Source organism: Mycolicibacterium sp. 624 (assembly GCF_040548615.1).
GTDB lineage: Bacteria > Actinomycetota > Actinomycetes > Mycobacteriales > Mycobacteriaceae > Mycobacterium.
The window spans coordinates 168,459-185,320 of sequence record NZ_JBEPRZ010000007.1 but is presented as its reverse complement, the minus strand read 5'-3'; the positions used below and the strand labels follow the sequence as shown (position 1 = coordinate 185,320).

15 protein-coding genes are annotated in these 16,862 nt (G+C 68.5%); 6 read left to right on the top strand and 9 right to left on the bottom strand.

What is annotated here, in order from left to right; translation table 11 throughout:
• Positions 1–2 precede the first annotated feature (2 nt).
• The 3 genes from ABIA65_RS25690 to ABIA65_RS25680 form a co-directional block, all read right to left on the bottom strand.
• Positions 3–881 (bottom strand): pseudouridine synthase, encoded by an 879-nt coding sequence (locus ABIA65_RS25690; protein ID WP_354525312.1) that lies wholly within the window; start codon positions 879–881, stop codon positions 3–5.
• Positions 878–2,623 (bottom strand): glycerol-3-phosphate dehydrogenase/oxidase, encoded by a 1,746-nt coding sequence (locus tag ABIA65_RS25685; protein WP_241405800.1) that lies wholly within the window; start codon positions 2,621–2,623, stop codon positions 878–880. Before ABIA65_RS25685 ends, ABIA65_RS25690 begins: the two co-directional genes overlap by 4 nt.
• Before the next feature lie 78 nt (positions 2,624–2,701).
• Positions 2,702–4,117 (bottom strand): NAD(P)H-quinone dehydrogenase, encoded by a 1,416-nt coding sequence (locus tag ABIA65_RS25680; protein ID WP_241400533.1) that lies wholly within the window; start codon positions 4,115–4,117, stop codon positions 2,702–2,704.
• A 92-nt stretch (positions 4,118–4,209) separates the two neighbouring features.
• On the opposite strand from ABIA65_RS25680, the gene ABIA65_RS25675 reads away from it, so the two are divergent.
• Complete coding sequence (locus tag ABIA65_RS25675; protein ID WP_241400534.1) at positions 4,210–4,683, top strand: gamma-glutamylcyclotransferase family protein; 474 nt, start codon at positions 4,210–4,212, stop codon at positions 4,681–4,683.
• Here ABIA65_RS25675 and ABIA65_RS25670 read toward each other — a convergent pair.
• Together ABIA65_RS25670 and ABIA65_RS25665 are read right to left on the bottom strand one after the other, a co-directional pair.
• Complete coding sequence (locus ABIA65_RS25670) at positions 4,680–5,855, bottom strand: amidohydrolase (RefSeq protein ID WP_354525311.1); 1,176 nt, start codon at positions 5,853–5,855, stop codon at positions 4,680–4,682. The two genes, ABIA65_RS25675 and ABIA65_RS25670, sit on opposite strands and share 4 nt — an antisense overlap.
• Positions 5,852–7,036 carry a M20 family metallopeptidase gene (locus ABIA65_RS25665; RefSeq protein WP_354525310.1) on the bottom strand — a complete coding sequence of 395 codons (1,185 nt, stop codon included), beginning with the start codon at positions 7,034–7,036 and terminating at the stop codon, positions 5,852–5,854. Before ABIA65_RS25665 ends, ABIA65_RS25670 begins: the two co-directional genes overlap by 4 nt.
• On the opposite strand from ABIA65_RS25665, the gene ABIA65_RS25660 reads away from it, so the two are divergent.
• Positions 7,035–7,880, top strand: a complete 846-nt coding sequence (locus tag ABIA65_RS25660; RefSeq protein ID WP_354525309.1) for a purine-nucleoside phosphorylase — start codon at positions 7,035–7,037, stop codon at positions 7,878–7,880. The two genes, ABIA65_RS25665 and ABIA65_RS25660, sit on opposite strands and share 2 nt — an antisense overlap.
• Here the strand turns inward: ABIA65_RS25660 and ABIA65_RS25655 are convergent.
• On the bottom strand, positions 7,826–8,935 hold the full coding sequence (locus ABIA65_RS25655) for an AbrB family protein (RefSeq protein ID WP_354525308.1): 1,110 nt from the start codon (positions 8,933–8,935) through the stop codon (positions 7,826–7,828). The genes ABIA65_RS25660 and ABIA65_RS25655 overlap by 55 nt on opposite strands.
• A 77-nt stretch (positions 8,936–9,012) precedes the next feature.
• On the opposite strand from ABIA65_RS25655, the gene ABIA65_RS25650 reads away from it, so the two are divergent.
• Positions 9,013–9,474, top strand: a complete 462-nt coding sequence (locus ABIA65_RS25650; protein ID WP_241400538.1) for a MarR family winged helix-turn-helix transcriptional regulator — start codon at positions 9,013–9,015, stop codon at positions 9,472–9,474.
• 5 nt (positions 9,475–9,479) lie between these two features.
• Positions 9,480–11,000, top strand: coding sequence for a phospho-sugar mutase (locus ABIA65_RS25645; RefSeq protein WP_354525307.1), 1,521 nt, complete (start codon positions 9,480–9,482; stop codon positions 10,998–11,000).
• A gap of 96 nt (positions 11,001–11,096) precedes the next feature.
• Here ABIA65_RS25645 and upp read toward each other — a convergent pair whose 3' ends face one another.
• Positions 11,097–11,720, bottom strand: a complete 624-nt coding sequence (gene upp / locus ABIA65_RS25640; RefSeq protein ID WP_354525306.1) for a uracil phosphoribosyltransferase — start codon at positions 11,718–11,720, stop codon at positions 11,097–11,099.
• Between the two features lie 50 nt (positions 11,721–11,770).
• Here upp and ABIA65_RS25635 point away from each other — a divergent pair, with 50 nt between their 5' ends.
• The gene (locus tag ABIA65_RS25635; RefSeq protein ID WP_354525305.1) at positions 11,771–12,067 is read left to right on the top strand and encodes a hypothetical protein; all 297 of its coding nucleotides are present in this window, start codon (positions 11,771–11,773) and stop codon (positions 12,065–12,067) included.
• Positions 12,068–12,069: 2 nt separating this feature from the next.
• Entirely contained in the window at positions 12,070–13,149 is a 1,080-nt protein-coding gene (locus ABIA65_RS25630) for a C40 family peptidase (RefSeq protein ID WP_354525304.1), read from the top strand.
• Here the strand turns inward: ABIA65_RS25630 and ABIA65_RS25625 are convergent.
• Positions 13,122–16,232, bottom strand: coding sequence for an ATP-binding protein (locus ABIA65_RS25625; protein ID WP_354525303.1), 3,111 nt, complete (start codon positions 16,230–16,232; stop codon positions 13,122–13,124). The genes ABIA65_RS25630 and ABIA65_RS25625 overlap by 28 nt on opposite strands.
• An 85-nt stretch (positions 16,233–16,317) precedes the next feature.
• Positions 16,318–16,770, bottom strand: a complete 453-nt coding sequence (locus ABIA65_RS25620) for a universal stress protein (RefSeq protein ID WP_241405802.1) — start codon at positions 16,768–16,770, stop codon at positions 16,318–16,320.
• Between the last annotated feature and the right edge of the window lie 92 nt (positions 16,771–16,862).

The window sequence follows — 16,862 nt, the reverse complement described above, 5'->3', positions numbered from 1 at the left end:
TTTCACGATCTGAGCCGAGCCAAGCTCTCGAACACCCGTCGGCCACCGGTAAGCGGGTCGACGAATTCCAGCCGATGAGCCAGCAGCTGCAACGGTGTCGAGAAGTCATCGGGTGCCACGTCGATGACGCTCGGGTACAGCGAGTCCCCGTGGATGGGCACTCCGAGCGAGGCCATGTGCACACGTAATTGATGCGTGCGTCCCGTGCGTGGGGTCAGCCGGTAGGTGCCCTCATCGTCCGAGCTGTCCAACAACTCGATCAGCGTCTCAGCATTCGACTCACCGGGCTCGGTGAAGGCCTGTAACTGGCCGCGTTCCTTGATGATTCGACTGCGCAGGGTCACGGGAAGCTCCAGCGCCGGGTCGACGTCAGCGCGCGCGAGGTAGGTCTTGGCCACCTCACCACGGGCGAACAGGGTCTGGTAGGCGCCACGCACCTGCGGCCGCGCGGTGAACAGCAGCACCCCTGCGGTCAACCGGTCCAACCGGTGCGCGGGTGAGAGATCCGGGAGATCCAGCGATCGCCGCAGCTTCACCAGGGCCGTCTGCGCGACGTGCCCGCCGCGTGGCATCGTCGCCAGGAAGTGCGGCTTGTCGACCACCACGATGTCGTCATCGCGGTACAGGATGGGAATGTCGAACGGGACTTCAACCTCGTCGGGCAGGTCACGGTAGAGGTAGACGTGTGCGTTCGGCGGTAGCACGGTGGCGGCGGTGACGACGCTCCCATCTGCGCAGACCACCTCTCCCGCAAATACTTTCGCGGCGGCCTGCGCGCCGAAGCGGTCGGCCAACTCCACCAGCACGGCACCGCCGCGCAGCCGGACCCGGGCAGGCCCGAGCCCGTCGCGCGCGGGAAGTGGTGCGGGTCGCCGGCTCACTTCAGCGGCACGGGTTCCAGGATCTCCGCGCGAGCCTCGGGTGCGGCGGCACGCAACGCATCCGCGGACTCGTCATCGGGCTGCGCCTGGGAGAGCACCTCGGCCTCCACCCTTGCCAGATATGTGGCGACCTCGCGGTCGACGTCCTCGGCACTCCAACCCAGCACGGGCGCAACCACTTCGGCGACCTCGCGAGCGCAGTCCACGCCGCGGTGCGGGTACTCGATCGAGATCCGCATGCGCCGGGCGAGGATGTCCTCGAGGTGCAGTGCGCCCTCCGCCGCGGCGGCGTAGGCGGCCTCGACCTTCAGGTAGACCGGAGCCTCGGTGATCGGCGTCAGCAGCTCGGGATTGCCGTCGGCCAGCGCCAGCACCTCCCCGATCAGCGAGCCGTAGCGGTCCAGGAGATGCCGCACCCGGTAGGGGTGCAGGCCGTAGTGCGCTCCGACGTGCTCTGTCTGGTTCACCAGCGCGAAGTAGCCGTCGGCACCCATCAGCGGCACCTTCTCGGTGATCGACGGTGCCACACGGGTGGGGACGAACTCGCTGGCCGCGTCGATCGCGTCGGCACCCATCACGCGGTAGGTGGTGTACTTGCCGCCCGCGATCGCGACCAGGCCGGGCGCGGGCACCGCCACCGCGTGCTCGCGTGACAGCTTGGAGGTCTCCTCGCTCTCCCCCGCCAACAGCGGCCGCAGGCCCGCGTACACACCGTCGATGTCGTCGTGGGTGAGCGGCGTCGCCAGCACGGTGTTGACGTGATGCAGGATGTAGTCAATATCCGCCTTGGTCGCCGCAGGATGCGCCAGATCGAGGTTCCAGTCGGTGTCGGTGGTGCCGATGATCCAGTGCGTGCCCCACGGGATCACGAAGAGCACCGACTTCTCGGTGCGCAGAATGATCGCGACCTCGCTGACGACGCGATCACGCGGCACCACGATGTGCACACCCTTGGAGGCCCGCACCCGAAATCGGCCGCGCTGCTTGGACAGCGCCTGGATCTCGTCGGTCCACACGCCGGTCGCGTTGACCACCACGTGCCCATGAACGTCTGTGACCCGGCCGTCCTCGGAGTCGCGGACCTTCACCCCGGTCACCCGGTCACCCTCGCGCAGCAGCGACACGACCTGCGTCGAGGTCCGCACCACCGCGCCGTAGTGCGCCGCGGTGCGCGCCACCGTCATGGTGTGGCGCGCGTCGTCGACCACGGTGTCGTAGTAGCGGATGCCACCGATCAGCGAGCTGCGCTTGAGGCCCGGGGCCAGTCTCAGCGCGCCTGCCTTGAACAGATGCTTCTGCGCGGGAACGGATTTCGCCCCACCCAGCTGGTCGTAGAGGAAGATTCCCGCGGCCATGTAGGGCCGTTCCCACAACCGCTTGGTCAGCGGGAACAGGAACGGCAGCGGCTTGACCAGATGCGGCGCCAGCGTCTTGAGGGAGAGCTCGCGCTCGTGCAGCGCCTCGCGAACCAGTCCGAACTCGAGCTGCTCCAGATAGCGCAGTCCGCCGTGGAACATCTTCGAGGATCGGCTCGACGTGCCGGAGGCGAAGTCACGCGCCTCGACGAGCGCCACCTTGAGCCCGCGGGTCGCGGCGTCCAGCGCGGCACCCGCACCCACCACTCCGCCGCCGATGACGACGACGTCGAACTGTTCGCGGCTGAGCCGCCCCCAGGCGGCCTCGCGCTGGTCAGGGCCAAGGAGGGTCTGCCCACTACCCGGGCCGGAAATCGGGTCGACGATGCCGATGGGTCGTTCGGAAGCTTCGCTCACTGCCAGCAGCTCCTAGTTACTCGTCAGTACGCATCCAGGCTAGCCGTATCAGTTCAAATCGTCGTGCGCCATCAACCGGCGGGCCGCCTCGACGGTAGATCCAGACAGCGACGGATACACCGACAATGTCTGCGCGAGGTCGGTCACGGAGATGTTGTTCTGCACCGCGAGCGCGATCGGCAGGATCAGTTCCGAGGCGATCGGCGCGACCACCACACCGCCGATGACGACGCCGGTGGCCGGTCGGCAGAAGATCTTGACGAAGCCACGCCGCAGCAGTGACATCTTCGCGCGGGCATTGGTGGTCAACGGCAGCATCAGCGTGCGCGCCGGCACTGTGCCGTCGTCGATCGCGGTTTGGGGCACCCCCACGGCGGCGATCTCGGGCCGGGTGAACACCGCGGCGGCCACGGTGCGCAGCCGGATCGGTGACACCCCCTCGCCCAGCGCGTGATACATCGCGATACGCCCCTGCATCGCCGCGACGGACGCCAGCGGCAGCAGACCGGTGCAGTCGCCGGCCGCATAGATTCCAGACGCCGACGTACGCGAAACCCGGTCCACGGAAAGGTAGTTGCCCTGTCCCAGCTCGATGCCAACCCGCTCCAGGCCAAGTCCGCTGGTGTTGGGCACCGAGCCCACCGTCATCAGCGCGTGGCTGCCCTCGACGGTGCGTCCGTCGGCCAGCGACACCCGAACCCCGTCGGCGGTACGGGTCACCGAGTCGGCGCGGGCGTTCTTCACCAGCTTCACGCCGCGTTCGGCGAACGTCTCCTCCAGGACGGCCGCGGCGTCGCGGTCCTCGTGCGGCAGGATCTGGTCCCGGCTGGCCACGACCGTGACCTGGACCCCGAGTTCGGTGTAGGCGTTGCAGAACTCCGCGCCCGTCACGCCGGAGCCGACGATCACCAGGTGCTCGGGAAGCTCGGTGAGGTCGTAGAGCTGGCGCCAGTTCAGGATGCGCTCGCCGTCGGGCTCTGCGTTGGGCAGCACACGCGGCCGGGCGCCCGTCGCGATCAGCACCACGTCGGCCTTCAACACGCCCACCTTGCCGTCGGATGTGGTGACTCTCACCCGGTGATGCGCCATGCCGGGTACGTCGTCGACGAGTTCGCCGCGGCCCTGCACGACCGTGACGCCCTCCTTCAGGAGGTTGGACCCTATGTCGGCCGATTGTGATCTCGCCAGCGTCTTGACCCGGTTGTGGATCTGCTCAAGGGAGATCTTGGCGTCCTCGATGGCGATGTCGAAGCCCAGGCCATTGGCGCGCCGCAGCTCCGTGCGCACGCCCGTCGACGCGATGAACGTCTTGGACGGGACACAGTCGAAGAGCACACAGGCGCCGCCGATCCCGTCGGAGTCGACCACGGTGACCTGCGCAACCTCTGGGCCGCGGGCCGCAGCGACGAGCGCTGCCTCATAGCCGGCGGGGCCGCCGCCGATGATCACGATGCGGGTAACCACGGGCTCTATCTAACCCCGTGTGCTCGAAGTCTCGCCCACCGATAGGTGACTCCTACCCCCGAGAGGTGCTGTGTACCCCTTAGGCTTGCCCCGTGCCGCTCTACGCCGCTTACGGATCGAACATGCATCCGGAGCAGATGCTTCAGCGAGCCCCGCACTCTCCGATGGCCGGGACTGGGTGGCTGCATGGCTGGCGGCTGACCTTCGGCGGTGCTGACATCGGCTGGGAGGGCGCGCTGGCGACCCTGGTCGAGGACCCGCAGGAGAAGGTTTTCGTCGTCCTGTACGACATGACCAAGGAGGACGAGGAGAACCTCGACCGGTGGGAGGGGTCCGAACTGGGCTTCCACAAGAAGATCCGCTGCCGAGTGCATCGCGAGTCCTCCGACACCAGCACCGATCCCGTGCTCGCGTGGCTGTACGTCGTGGACGCGTGGGAGGGCGGCATTCCCTCGGCGCGCTATCTGGGCGTGATGGCCGACGCCGCCGAGATCGCAGGCGCCCCCGAGGAGTACGTGCACCATCTGCGCACCCGTCCGGCCGGAAACGTCGGCCCGGGTACCTAACCCGCGATCGCGGCAGCCTGTTCAACGATGTTGACCAGCACCCGCACCCCGACCGCGAGCGCCCGCTCGTCGAGATCGAATGTGGGCTGGTGCAGGTCCAGCTGCGGCCCTCGACCCGACCACACGCCCAGCCGCGCCATCGCGCCAGGCACCTCCTCGAGATACCAGGAGAAGTCCTCGCCGCCGCCGGACTGACGGGTGTCGGCGAGCACGTCGACGCCGACCGACTCGACGGCGTGGGTGAGGATTCGCGTGGACACCTCTTCGTTCACCACAGGCGGGACGCCGCGCCGGTACTCCACGCTGAACTCGATGTTCAGCGGCGCCAACAGCGACGAAACGATATCGCGGACAAGGTCTTCCATCGCGACCCAGGCCTCACGGCTGGCCGTTCGGATGGTTCCGGACAGCGTGCCGGACTGGGGAATCGCGTTGGCCGCCACGCCGGCGTTGACCGCACCCCACACCATGACGGTGCTCTGGCGCGGGTCTACGCGACGCGACAGCACGCCCGGTACGCCGGTGATCAACGTGCCCAGCGCGTAGACCAGGTCACCGGTCAGGTGTGGCCGTGACGTGTGCCCGCCTGGCGAGGCCAGGGTGATCTCCATCTGATCGGCCGCCGAGGTGATCGGCCCGACCATCGTGGCGACCTTGCCCACCTCGAGCCGAGGGTCGCAGTGCAGCGCGAAGATCCGCGACACCCCCGCCAGCGCGCCTGCCGCGATCGCGTCGATCGCCCCGCCGGGCATCAGCTCCTCGGCGGGCTGGAAGATCAGCCGCACCCCCACAGGCAGCTCCGGCACCGACGCCAGCGTCAAACCCGTCCCGAGCAGCACCGACGTGTGGCCGTCGTGACCACAGGCATGCGCCACACCGGGTACCAGCGACGTGTAGGGCGCACCGGTGAGCTCGGCCATCGGCAGCGCGTCCATATCGGCGCGCAGCGCCACCCGTGGCCCGTGGTCGGGACCGATGTCACAGGTCAGGCCGGTGCCGCCGGGCAGCACCTTCGGGTTGAGACCCGCATTGGCCAGATGCGACGCGACGAACTGCGTGGTGGCGAATTCCTGACGCCCGAGTTCGGGGTTGGCGTGGATGTGCCGACGCCAGGCGACGAGGTCGTCGAAGTGCGCCGCCAGCCATGCGGTGGAGTACTGGTCGAAGCTCACGATGCGGCCCGCCGTTCGTGGGCGGCGAGGACCCGGTCGCGTTCTGCGGGGTTCTCCGCCAGCCGGACCACCGTGCGCGCCAACATCACTGCTCCCTCGACAACGGCCTCGTCGGCACTGGATCCGGCTGCTGCCGCGGCGAACGCCGGCTGGTGCACCGACGCTCCCCCGGCGTCGATTCCCACGATCGGGTGGATACCCGGCAGCAGCTGCGTCACATTGCCCATATCGGTGCTGCCGAGCGGCAGTGCCGCCTCGACGTCGACACCGACGGGTGTCCTGCCCAGCCGCACCATCTCCTCGCGGAACACATCGGCCAGCCAGGTGTCGGGAGTCAGTTCGTGATAGGCGGGTTCGGCCGCCTCGACCTGGTGATCGCAGCCGGTGGCGATCGCGCCGGCGAGGAAACAGTCGGACATGCGGCCCTCGAGTTCGCGCAGCGACGCGGCGTCGTTGGCGCGCATCGTGTAGTGCATCTGGGTGTGGCCGGGGATGACATTTGTCGCCTGGCCGCCGTTGGTGACGATGCCGTGCGCCATCTGCCCGGGGGCCATCTGCTGTCGGAGCAGACCGATCGCGACCTGCGCCACGGTGATGGCGTCGGCGGCGTTCAGGCCCAGGTAGGGCGCGACCGCCGCATGCGCCTCACGGCCCGTGTAGCCGACGGCCACCTGGGACAACGCCAGTGACCGCGCGCGGGCGATATCGAGCGGGCCGGGGTGCAGCATGACCGCGGCGCTGATGTCGTCGAAGGCACCCGCCTCGAGCATCAGCACCTTGCCGCCGCCTGCCTCCTCGGCGGGCGTGCCGAGCAGCACGACGGTCAGGCCGAGTTCACCGGCGACGTCGGCCAGCGCGAGCGCGGTACCGACCGCCGACGCCGCGATGATGTTGTGGCCGCACGCGTGACCGATCTCGGGCAGCGCGTCGTACTCGGCGCAGACGCCGATGACCAGCGAGCCATTGCCGTAGACGGCGCGAAACGCGGTGTCGAGTCCGGCGGGTGCCGCGGTGATCTCGAAACCACGCTCGGCGACCAGTGCCTGGGTCTTGGCGCAGCTCTTGTGCTCCTCGAACGCGAGTTCCGGTTCGGCGTGAATGGAGTGCGAGAGCTCGACCAGGTCGCCGCGATAACGTCGGACGGTTTCCTCGACGGTGCTCGACGCGCTGGCACGGGACATGCTCGCAGTATCTCACCGACGGATAGGCTCCCTGTCCGTGACTGGTGTGCCATCGGATCCCCAGGCCGACGCCGACGCGGCGGCAGCCGAGATTCGTCGCCGCACGGGGGCCGACCGGTTCTACGTCGCCGTGGTGCTCGGCTCGGGCTGGGCGCCCGCGGCCGCCGAGCTGGGCGAGCCCTCGGCCGTCGTCGCCATGGCCGATCTTCCCGGCTTCAGCGCGCCGACCGCGGCCGGTCACGGCGGTCAGGTGCAGGTTCTCTCCGTGGGCGGCAAGCGGGTGCTGGTGCTGTTGGGCCGCAGCCACGCGTACGAGGGTCACGAGTTGCGCCACGTCGTGCATCCCGTGCGGACCGCCTGCGCGGCAGGGGTCACGACGGTCGTGCTGACCAACGCCGCGGGCGGTCTGCGCGAGGACTTCTCGGTCGGCCAACCGGTGCTCATCAGCGATCACCTCAACCTCACGGCCCGCTCACCGTTGATCGGCGCGCAGTTCGTCGACCTGGTGGATGCGTACTCACCAAGGCTGCGTGACCTCGCGCGCACGGTCGACCCGACGCTCACCGAGGGTGTCTATGCCGGGCTGCCCGGCCCGCACTACGAGACGCCCGCCGAGATCCGGATGCTGCGCACACTCGGCGCCGACCTGGTCGGGATGTCCACGGTGCACGAGACGATCGCGGCGCGCGCGGCAGGCGCGGAGGTTCTGGGACTCTCACTGGTGACGAACCTGGCGGCGGGTATGACCGGCCAGCCGCTCTCGCACGCCGAGGTGCTCGAGGCTGGCCGTCAGTCGGCGACCCGAATGGGTTCCCTGCTGCGCGAGGTGCTCGCCGGCGTGTAGTCCGTCTTGGCGAAGCGCCTGTTGAGCGAGACGAGGCCACGCGCCAGGAATGGCGCCGCGAAGAGCATCAGCAGCACACGCACCACCTGCGCGGCAATGATGAACGTGACATTCGAGCCGGTCTCCACTGCGGTCGCCAGCACCGCGTAGATGCCGCCCGGACTGGTGGCCAGGTATCCGTCGAGCAGGCTTATGCCGGCCACGCGGGACAACAGCACGCCCAGCCCCGCGCAGGCCACGTTGAGGACCACGATGAGACCGATCGCGGCGGGCAACGCCCGGCCGATGGCCCGCACCGCCTCGCGGGTGAAGGCGACACCCGCCTGCCAGCCGATCACGGCGTAACCGACCTGCACCAGCACCAGCGGCACCGCCAACCCCAGCGACGCACCCGTGAGTTCCAGGACGATGGTGACGGCCATCGGACCGAGTAGCCCGGCGCCGGGCAGTCGGATCAACCGGGCTGCCAGCACGCCGACCAGCACGATGACCGTGAGCATGGCGATGCTGAGATACCAAGGCAGGGAATCGGTTTGGCTGGGCGCGGCGGCATGCGGAGCCTTCTCGGCGTGGTAGACCAGGGTGACGACGACGGGCATCGAGGCGGTGATGAGCGCGACGCGCAGGTACTGCACCACGGCCACCACACGGTCATCGCCGCCGAGTTCGCGGGCGATGGCGACCAGTCCCGACGCCCCGCCCGCCACCATCGCGAGCGAGCCGGTGAGTGGCGAGATGTCACGCTGCAGACCGAGGAGCACGCCGGCACCCACGCTGAGGACGAGCGTGGCAACGGCGACGCCCAGCACGATCGGCCAGTGCGGGCCCAGGGCGTCGATCGCGTCGCGATGGACCATCGTGCCGATGTACACGCCCAAGACGCCCTGGGCCGCGACGCCCGCCTTGCGCGGCACGCCGGCCGGCGCCAGCGACAGCAGTGCCAGCGCGATGCCCACCAGTAGCGCCGCGAACAGTGCGGCCGAGGGAACGCCGATCAACTCCAATGGCACGGTCACCGCGACCGTGACCACCACCAACAGCAGCCACCTTCCCATAAGTGCAAAGTATGCACTTGCTAAATCACGATCACAAACTGGTGTTCTTTGAACTATTACCAAGGTATAACTTGGTAATGCGTCCCAGCACCGAGAACGCCACCGAATTGCGGGAGTCGATCATGGCCCTGACCCGGCAACTCCGCAGGCACCGCAGCGACAACGGCCTCACCCTCAGCCAGCAGCAGGTCCTCGGCGAGGTCAGCCGGTCCGGGGTGACGACTCCCGCCGAACTCGCCACCCGCCTGCACGTGCGTGTCCAGTCCCTCACCGACGCCATCAACACACTCGAGACGCGGGGCCTGGTGGCGCGTCGCACCGATGCCGACGACCGGCGCCGCCAACTCATCGAGGTGACTCCCGACGGCATGTCCCTGCTGGAGGCCGACCGCGCGGAACGCGACCAGTGGCTCAACACCGCGATGCGCGACACCCTGACCGACCTCGAGTTCGACCTGCTCATGCTCGTCGCGCCGGTACTGCGCAAGCTGGCCGACGGCGATGAGCGCTCCGACGCCGAGCCCCGCTCGGCACAATGAGCCCCATGACCGACCAACCACTGACGTTCGGCACCGCCGGCCTGCGCGGCCCCATGCGCGACGGACCGGGCGGTATGAACGTCGAGACCGTGATGAGGGCGACCTGGGCACTGGCCAAGGTGCTCAAGGATGATCCCGGGGGCGGATCGGCGGTGGTGGTCGGCCGCGACGCACGACACCACTCCGATGACTTCGCCCTTGCCGCCGCCGAAGTCCTTGCCGCCGAGGGCTTCTCCGTCACACTGCTCCTTGACGCGGTTCCGACGCCGGTGGTCGCGTTCGCCGTCCGGGACCGCGACGCCGTCGCGGGCGTGCAGATCACCGCCTCGCACAACCCGGCGACCGACAACGGCTACAAGGTGTTCGCCGCGGGCGGCATGCAGATCATCAGCCCGACCGACCGGGATATCGAGGCGGCGATGTCGGCCGCGCCAGCCGACATCGCGCGCGCCGAGGTCGACCCCACGGGCGCCGATGTGATCCACGAGTACATCCGCCGGGCAGCCTCGGTGCGCCGCGGTGACGGCGCCGTGCGGGTGGCCCTGACCCCCATGCACGGCGTCGGCGGCGAGATCGCGCTGCAGGCGCTGCGCCAGGCGGGCATCACCGACGTGCACGTCGTCGAGTCCCAGTACGACCCCGACCCCGACTTCCCCACCGTCGCCTTCCCCAACCCCGAGGAACCCGGCGCCACCGACCAGCTCCTCGCGCTGGCCGCCGAGGTGAACGCCGACGTCGCGATCGCACTGGACCCGGACGCCGACCGGTGCGCCGTCGGCATCCCGACCGCGAACGGGTGGCGCATGCTCTCCGGTGACGAAACTGGTTGGCTATTGGGCGATTACGTGCTCACCCAGGTCGATCCCGGCGTGACTTCGAGCTGCGTGGTGGCGAGCACCGTGGTGTCATCGCGGATGCTCGCCGCGATCGCGGCCCACCACGGCGCCGAGCATGTCGAGACGCTCACCGGGTTCAAGTGGCTGGCCCGCGCCGACGCCGGACTGCCCGGCAAGACGCTGGTCTACGCCTACGAGGAAGCGATCGGACACTGCGTCGACCCCGCCGCGGTACGCGATAAGGACGGCATCAGCGCCGCGGTGCTGGTGTGCGATCTGGTCGCCGAGCTACGCCGCGACGACCGCACGGTGCCCGACGCGCTCGACGCACTGTTTCAGCGGCACGGGCTGCACGTGACGGGTGCTGTGTCGGCCCGCTTCCCCGACGCCTCCACGGCCGCGACGGCCGTGGCGCGCCTGCGCGACGCTCCCCCGGACCGGCTGGCCGGCTACCCGGTCACCGTCGAGGATCTCTCGTTGCGGCGCGGACAGTTCCAGACCGATGCGCTGATCCTGTCGGGCGGCGACGCCGACACGGCCGTGCGTGTGGTGGTCCGGCCGTCGGGCACCGAGCCCAAACTCAAGTCCTACATCGAGGTTGGTCTAACACGTTGCGACGACCTGGTTTTCGCACGCGCCAAGGCGCAACGTCTCATGTCCGAGCTGATCGGCGCCGTCGAGAGCTGGTGAGGGCGGGACCGTCTCTCCGGGTGCACTCGCGCCGCGAGTCGTCAACATGTGATGACGCCCCACAACCGGCATGCTTCTCCCCTGACCGGTCCGCCTTTAGCGCGGGCCGAACTGCCGATCACCCGCGTCGCCGAGGCCCGGCACGATGTAGGCGGCCTCGTTGAGACCGTCGTCGATGGCCGCGGTGATCAGTCGCAGCCCCGGCACCACCCGTTCTATCGCCGCAATGCCCGCCGGTGCGCACACCACGCACACCGCGGTGACGTCGACGGCATTGCGAGCGAGCAGCAGCCGCAGTGTGTGGGCCATCGATCCCCCGGTGGCCAGCATCGGGTCGAGGACCATCACCGGCTGTGTCGACAGGTCCTCGGGCAGCGACTCCAGATACGGCGTCGGCTGATGCGTTGTCTCGTCGCGGGCGATACCGACGAACCCGACCCGGGCCTCCGGGATCAGCGCGTGCGCCTGGTCGACCATGCCGAGGCCAGCGCGCAGTACCGGCACCAGAAGCGGCGGTGTGGCCAGCCGCGATCCGGTGGTGTTAGTGACCGGAGTGCGAACGGGGATCGACTCGACGGCGGCCTCACGGGTGGCCTCGTAGACCAACATCATGGTCAGGTCGCGTAGCGCCGACCGGAAGCCCGCGTTGTCCGTGCGCTCGTCGCGCAGCGTGGTGAGCCGCGCCGCGGCGAGGGGATGATCGATGACCCGGACGTCCATGCGCAGGAACCCTAATGGAACCGTCTGGCCTCCGACGTCGTCATAACGACGTGCACGCCGACACTTCCGCGCTTCGCCTCCTCGCCGCAGCCCAGTCCCGCCACGCCGCCGATCTCGCCGACACCGCTTCCCGGCTGGTCGCAGCCAGTCCGTCGACCGATGCGTTCGGCCCGGTCGGTGCCCGCTTCCTCGCCGCAATGAGCGACGAGTTGGCGCGGAGCGCGCGTGCGGTGGCTGAGCTGAGCGAGCGGCTGGCGACCGCCGGCGGGTCGACCACCGCCGCCGCGTCGTCATTCGACGACACCGACCGGCGTGTGGGGCATGCCGTCGGGTCCGTCGGGGTCTGACGGTGCCGAGCACGCTGGCGACGGCGTTGTCGGCACCCCTGCGCGAGGTGCGGGCGCTGTTGGGGACGGGCGATGCGTCGTCCGAGACGGTGGCGGCGCTGGCCGATGCGCGCGATGCCCTGGGCGGCGTCTCGGTCGCCGCGGGGCGGTCATGGGACGCGACGAGCCCGGGATGGACCGGAGCAGCTGCCGACGCGGCACGTGAGTTCGTCGAGGCGACCATCGCGGAGATCGACGCCCTGTCACTGCGCACCGAACATCTCGGCACCACCGCCGCACGCGCGGCCGAGGCGGTGGCCCGGGCACGCGTCCGGCTCGACGCGATCATCGAGGAGTTCGAGGCCCGCGTCGACGCGTTGGAGACCACGCTGGACTCCCCCGGTGCCGCCGAGGAACTCGCCGACGAGGCGCGGCGGGCGCTCGACGAGGCGAACGCGGTCGTCGATGAGCTGACCGCCGAACTGGACTCGCGCGCCACCGAGGTCGCCGCACCGGCGGGCCCCACCGCGATGTCGCCGCCGATCCCGGGAGCGCGCGGGTGGGGCCTGGGTTCGGGCGCGGGCGTCGGCTCGGGCACAGGCTTGGGGGCAAGCGCCGCACCGTTCGGCGGGTCACCGGATCTGGGGACAGCTATCGGCCGCGGCGTCCCCGAGCCGGCGATCCCATCGGACCCCGGCGTGTTCGGCAGCGGTACGGAGGTCCAGCTGCCCGGCGGGCAGAAGGCAACCGCGCCCAACGCCGTTGCGGCGAGTGCGGTTCGGCACGCGCTGACTCAGCTGGGCGTGCCCTACGACTGGGGCGGCACCACGCCCGGCGTCGGATTGGACTGCAGCGCGCTGACCCAGTGGGCCTACCGAGAGGCCGGACTGGAGATTCCCCGGCTCGCCCAGGAGCAGGACATCGGAGCGGCGGTCGACCGCGGATCGCTGCGTCCGGGAGACCTCGCCGTCTGGGACGGGCACGTCGCGATGATCGTGGGTGGCGGCCTCATGGTCGAGGCGGGTGACCCCGTGCAGCTCTCGTCGATCCGCACCACCAATGCGGGACAGGGCTTTCAGGGGTTCTGGCGTCCTACGGCTTGAATGGAGTCAGGCATCGACTCGGCCCATTGCATGTGTCCCTCGAGGCCTATCGAGGTGGCGGCCTCGCGGTGGTGCTGCCGATGCTGGCGATAGTCGGCCTCATCGCCGAGCCGATACGCCAGGAGTGCCCGGAGCCGCAGGACTATGACACCGACCGTCGTGAGGCTGCCAACGCCGATCGCGGCCGCGACTCGCTCGATCGCGGCGGCCGCCTCGACGAGATCGCTGTCATCCCCGTGCTGAATGAGCGCTTCCACGAGTACTTGGCTGGTCAAGACAAAGGTGCCGGGCTGCCCCGTACGAAGCGAATCCTCAATTGCGGCCCGTAGCAGGACCACAGCACCGTCAAGATCGCCCTCGTCGGCCCTCGCCCGCGCGAAGTACAAGTTGATGAGCGGAGCCAGAAAAGTCATGTCGCCGGACGATTCACGGACTTGCGCAAGCACCTCGAGTCCGCGTTGGCGGTCTGCCTGCGACTCTCGATACATCAGCGCAAGGCCCAGCGCCATCTGGGCGTTGAGCAGCGCCGAATCATCGGCCCAACCGCGGGCGTTCTGCAGCGCCTCGTCGATGACGCCAAGCGCGTGGTCGTCCGCCAACAGCACCCCGAACGGGATCGCCAAGCCATACGTTGCATAGACCACATAGGTGTGTGACACCGGATCGACCTGGCGGGCCATCTCCACCGCCTCATCAAAGTCCTCACGCCACCCGGGTAGCCCCGCAACCCATCTCGCGACACTGCGCGTTGCGAGCGCCCACGCCAACGGTGCGCCGATGATGAGATCGCCCCTAGTCGGATCTCCACCTGCCAGGTCGATGACGTCCTGAGACCATCGCAGCATGTCGGCCACGCCGCCGGACGCGTGTTTACCGATGATCGCCGCAAACGACAGCCCGATCTTCAGGGTGGTGTCGCCAACCGCGTCGAGCAGCGCCATTTGTTCGGATGCCAACTGCGACGCCTCGCGCACCCGGCCGTAGGCGATATGCCCCATGATGCCGCCGGCCATGGCGATGGCGAGCGAAGCCTTGTCACCGCTCACCGCGCACAGCTGTCGAAGCTCTTCGAACTCCTGCTCAGAACTGCGCGCACGAACCCGCCAGGCACTTGCGCACAGCATGCCTCGGGGTGCGACACGCATCGCGGCACGGTCCGCGACGTCGGCGGCCAGCGCATCGGCAATCTGGCGCGCGTTCTCCCAACTCAGCCTCGCCGCGGCGATATCCCGCTTGGCCAACCACCCTCCGGCGCGCATATGCCATTGGTACGCATCACGGAAGTCACCGGCAGCACCCAAATGGTCGGCTATCAGTGCCGCATTCGCGTCGAGGTCCTCTGGGCCACGATCACGAATCGCCCGGGCCAGCCGCCGATGTAGCTCAGCGCGGTCCGTCTTCAGTTGCGCGTCATAGGCAACCGTGCGAATCAACGAATGATGGAACGCATACACCGCGCGCGGTATGAACCTCACCTGGTCGATCAGCTCTGCCCTGACCAGCTCGTCGAGCATCGGATCGACGACGAGCATCTTCAACAGTTCGGTGTCAAAGCTCGACCCGATCACCGCTGCTGCAGTCAAGGTCCGTTTGGCTCGCGGGTCGAGGCGATCGATACGTGCGGCCAGGGCGGCTTGCAGCGTTGCGGGAACACTCGGCACGGCAACGTCGGTTCGACAGACGTAGGACCCTGGTTGCCCTTCCAAGGCGCCGCGCTCACTGAGGTCTCGCACGATCTCGTGCGCGAAATACGGATTCCCGCAGGCGCGTTCCGCTATTGACCCCGTCAACTCGGCTATCGAGGGGTCATCTCCCAACAACCGAGCGATCAACCCCTCCGATTCCGAACGAGAAAGGGGTACGAGCCCAATGGTCTGGACGCCGTGCACCCTCGCGAAGGCTCCCTCGTAATCGGTGCGGTAGGTGGCCAAGACCATCGTCGAGGTCTGCGGGATGACCGTGAGGACGTCGGCGAGCATTGCCTCGCTGGCGACATCGATCCAATGCACGTCCTCTACGACGAACACCCTTGGCGCCACCTTGGTCAACAACGCCGCGCTGATCAGCGCTGTCAACCGGCGCCGCCGGGCATCCGGGTCGATTCTCGGAAGGTTCACCGCGGGATCAGCGACGCCCAGAAGATCATCAAGTAGCACCAGATCGTGCGGATCAGCGTCGCGGAACTGGGAGCGTACGCGCGAACGGGCCTCCTCATCTTCGAGGCCGCGGATCCCGAGGGATGCGCGCAGCAAGCGCGTCACCACATTGAAAGATATTTCAGTGGAATGTGATTCGCAGAAGGTCGACACGACCTCGATACCGCGCGCCTTCGCGAGCGAGACGACTTCATCGACGAGCCGTGTCTTGCCGATACCTGCTGGACCTTCCACGCATACCACGCATCCACGCCCACTCACCGACCGTTCCAGCAGGCCGACAACGGTTCTCAGCTCTAGATCACGCCCGACCAGCATGGTGCGCGATGCGTCTTTCCGTTCGGGCGGGGTGATACCCAGAAGGCGACGCGTCACCGTGGGGGCCTCCCGGCCCTTCAGCTGGGCCATCTCCGGTTCACCGAACACGGCCGCACCCTCGACCAGTCGCGCAGTGGACTCGCTCAGCATCACACCGCCGGGAGGAGCAATCGACTCCATCCGCTGCGCCAACCCGACCTGCTCGCCCATCGCGGTGTAACCGAAAGCGCTGGAGCCGATCTCGCCGGCTATCACCTGACCCGAGTTCAAACCCACACGCAGCCGCAGATCCACGCCATCGCGGCCCTGCACCGTGGTCGCCTGCTTGCGCACCTCCTCCTGGATGGCAAGCGCGGCTAGGCAGGCGCGTTCCGCGTGGTCCTCCAACGCAATCGGTGCGCCGAAGACGGCCATGATGCCGTCGCCGGTGAAATGAGCGACCGTCCCCCCATAGCGGTGCACCTTCACCGCCGCTCGGTCGGCGAGTTCGGCCATGATCTCCCGTAGACGCTCAGCCCCGACAGCCGCGGCAATGTCCATTGAGTGCACTACATCGGCGAAGAGAACGGTGACCTGCTTGTACTCAGCGGACTGGGGGTCTTGGACCACAGGTGTACCGCACTCACCGCAGAACTTGGCCTTAGCGCCCAACTCGGTCCCGCATGACCCGCAGGGAACGCTCATGACCGTTTGGTCAGTCGGTGGTGTGGACGATCAGAACGTCAGACTTGGCCCTGGTCGAGACCTGGCCGGCGACCGAGAACAACCGCCCGAGGATGGCGCGTCGCGCATTCAGCCCCACATTGCCGACCACTAGAAGGTCAGCCCCGACCTCCTCCGCGAGGTGGACCAGGGCGTGCACCGGGGCGTCCTCGATGGATCGCTCCTCGACGACGGTCGCCCCTGCCGCCGCTGCGCGGGCGTGGGCCTCCCGCAGCACCGCGTAGATGGGGGCGTTGCCCTGCACCATGTAGGCCTCGTCCTTGAGTGCGTCGGCCGCGCGCCGATCGTCCTCGTGGCGGAAGTACCCGGTGGCAATGATCAGCTTCGCTCCCGCGTCGGCGGCGATCTCGCCCGCTCGGCTCACCGCACGCAGCGACGACTCCGAACCGTCGGTCCCCACCAACACCGTCTGGTAACCGTCCACGTCGCCGTCCCCCGTCCCCTGAAATCCTCCAGAGTTCACTCAGGATAGGCAGCTGAGGACCCCGCCCACCAGGCATTCTTGACTTCAGAAGC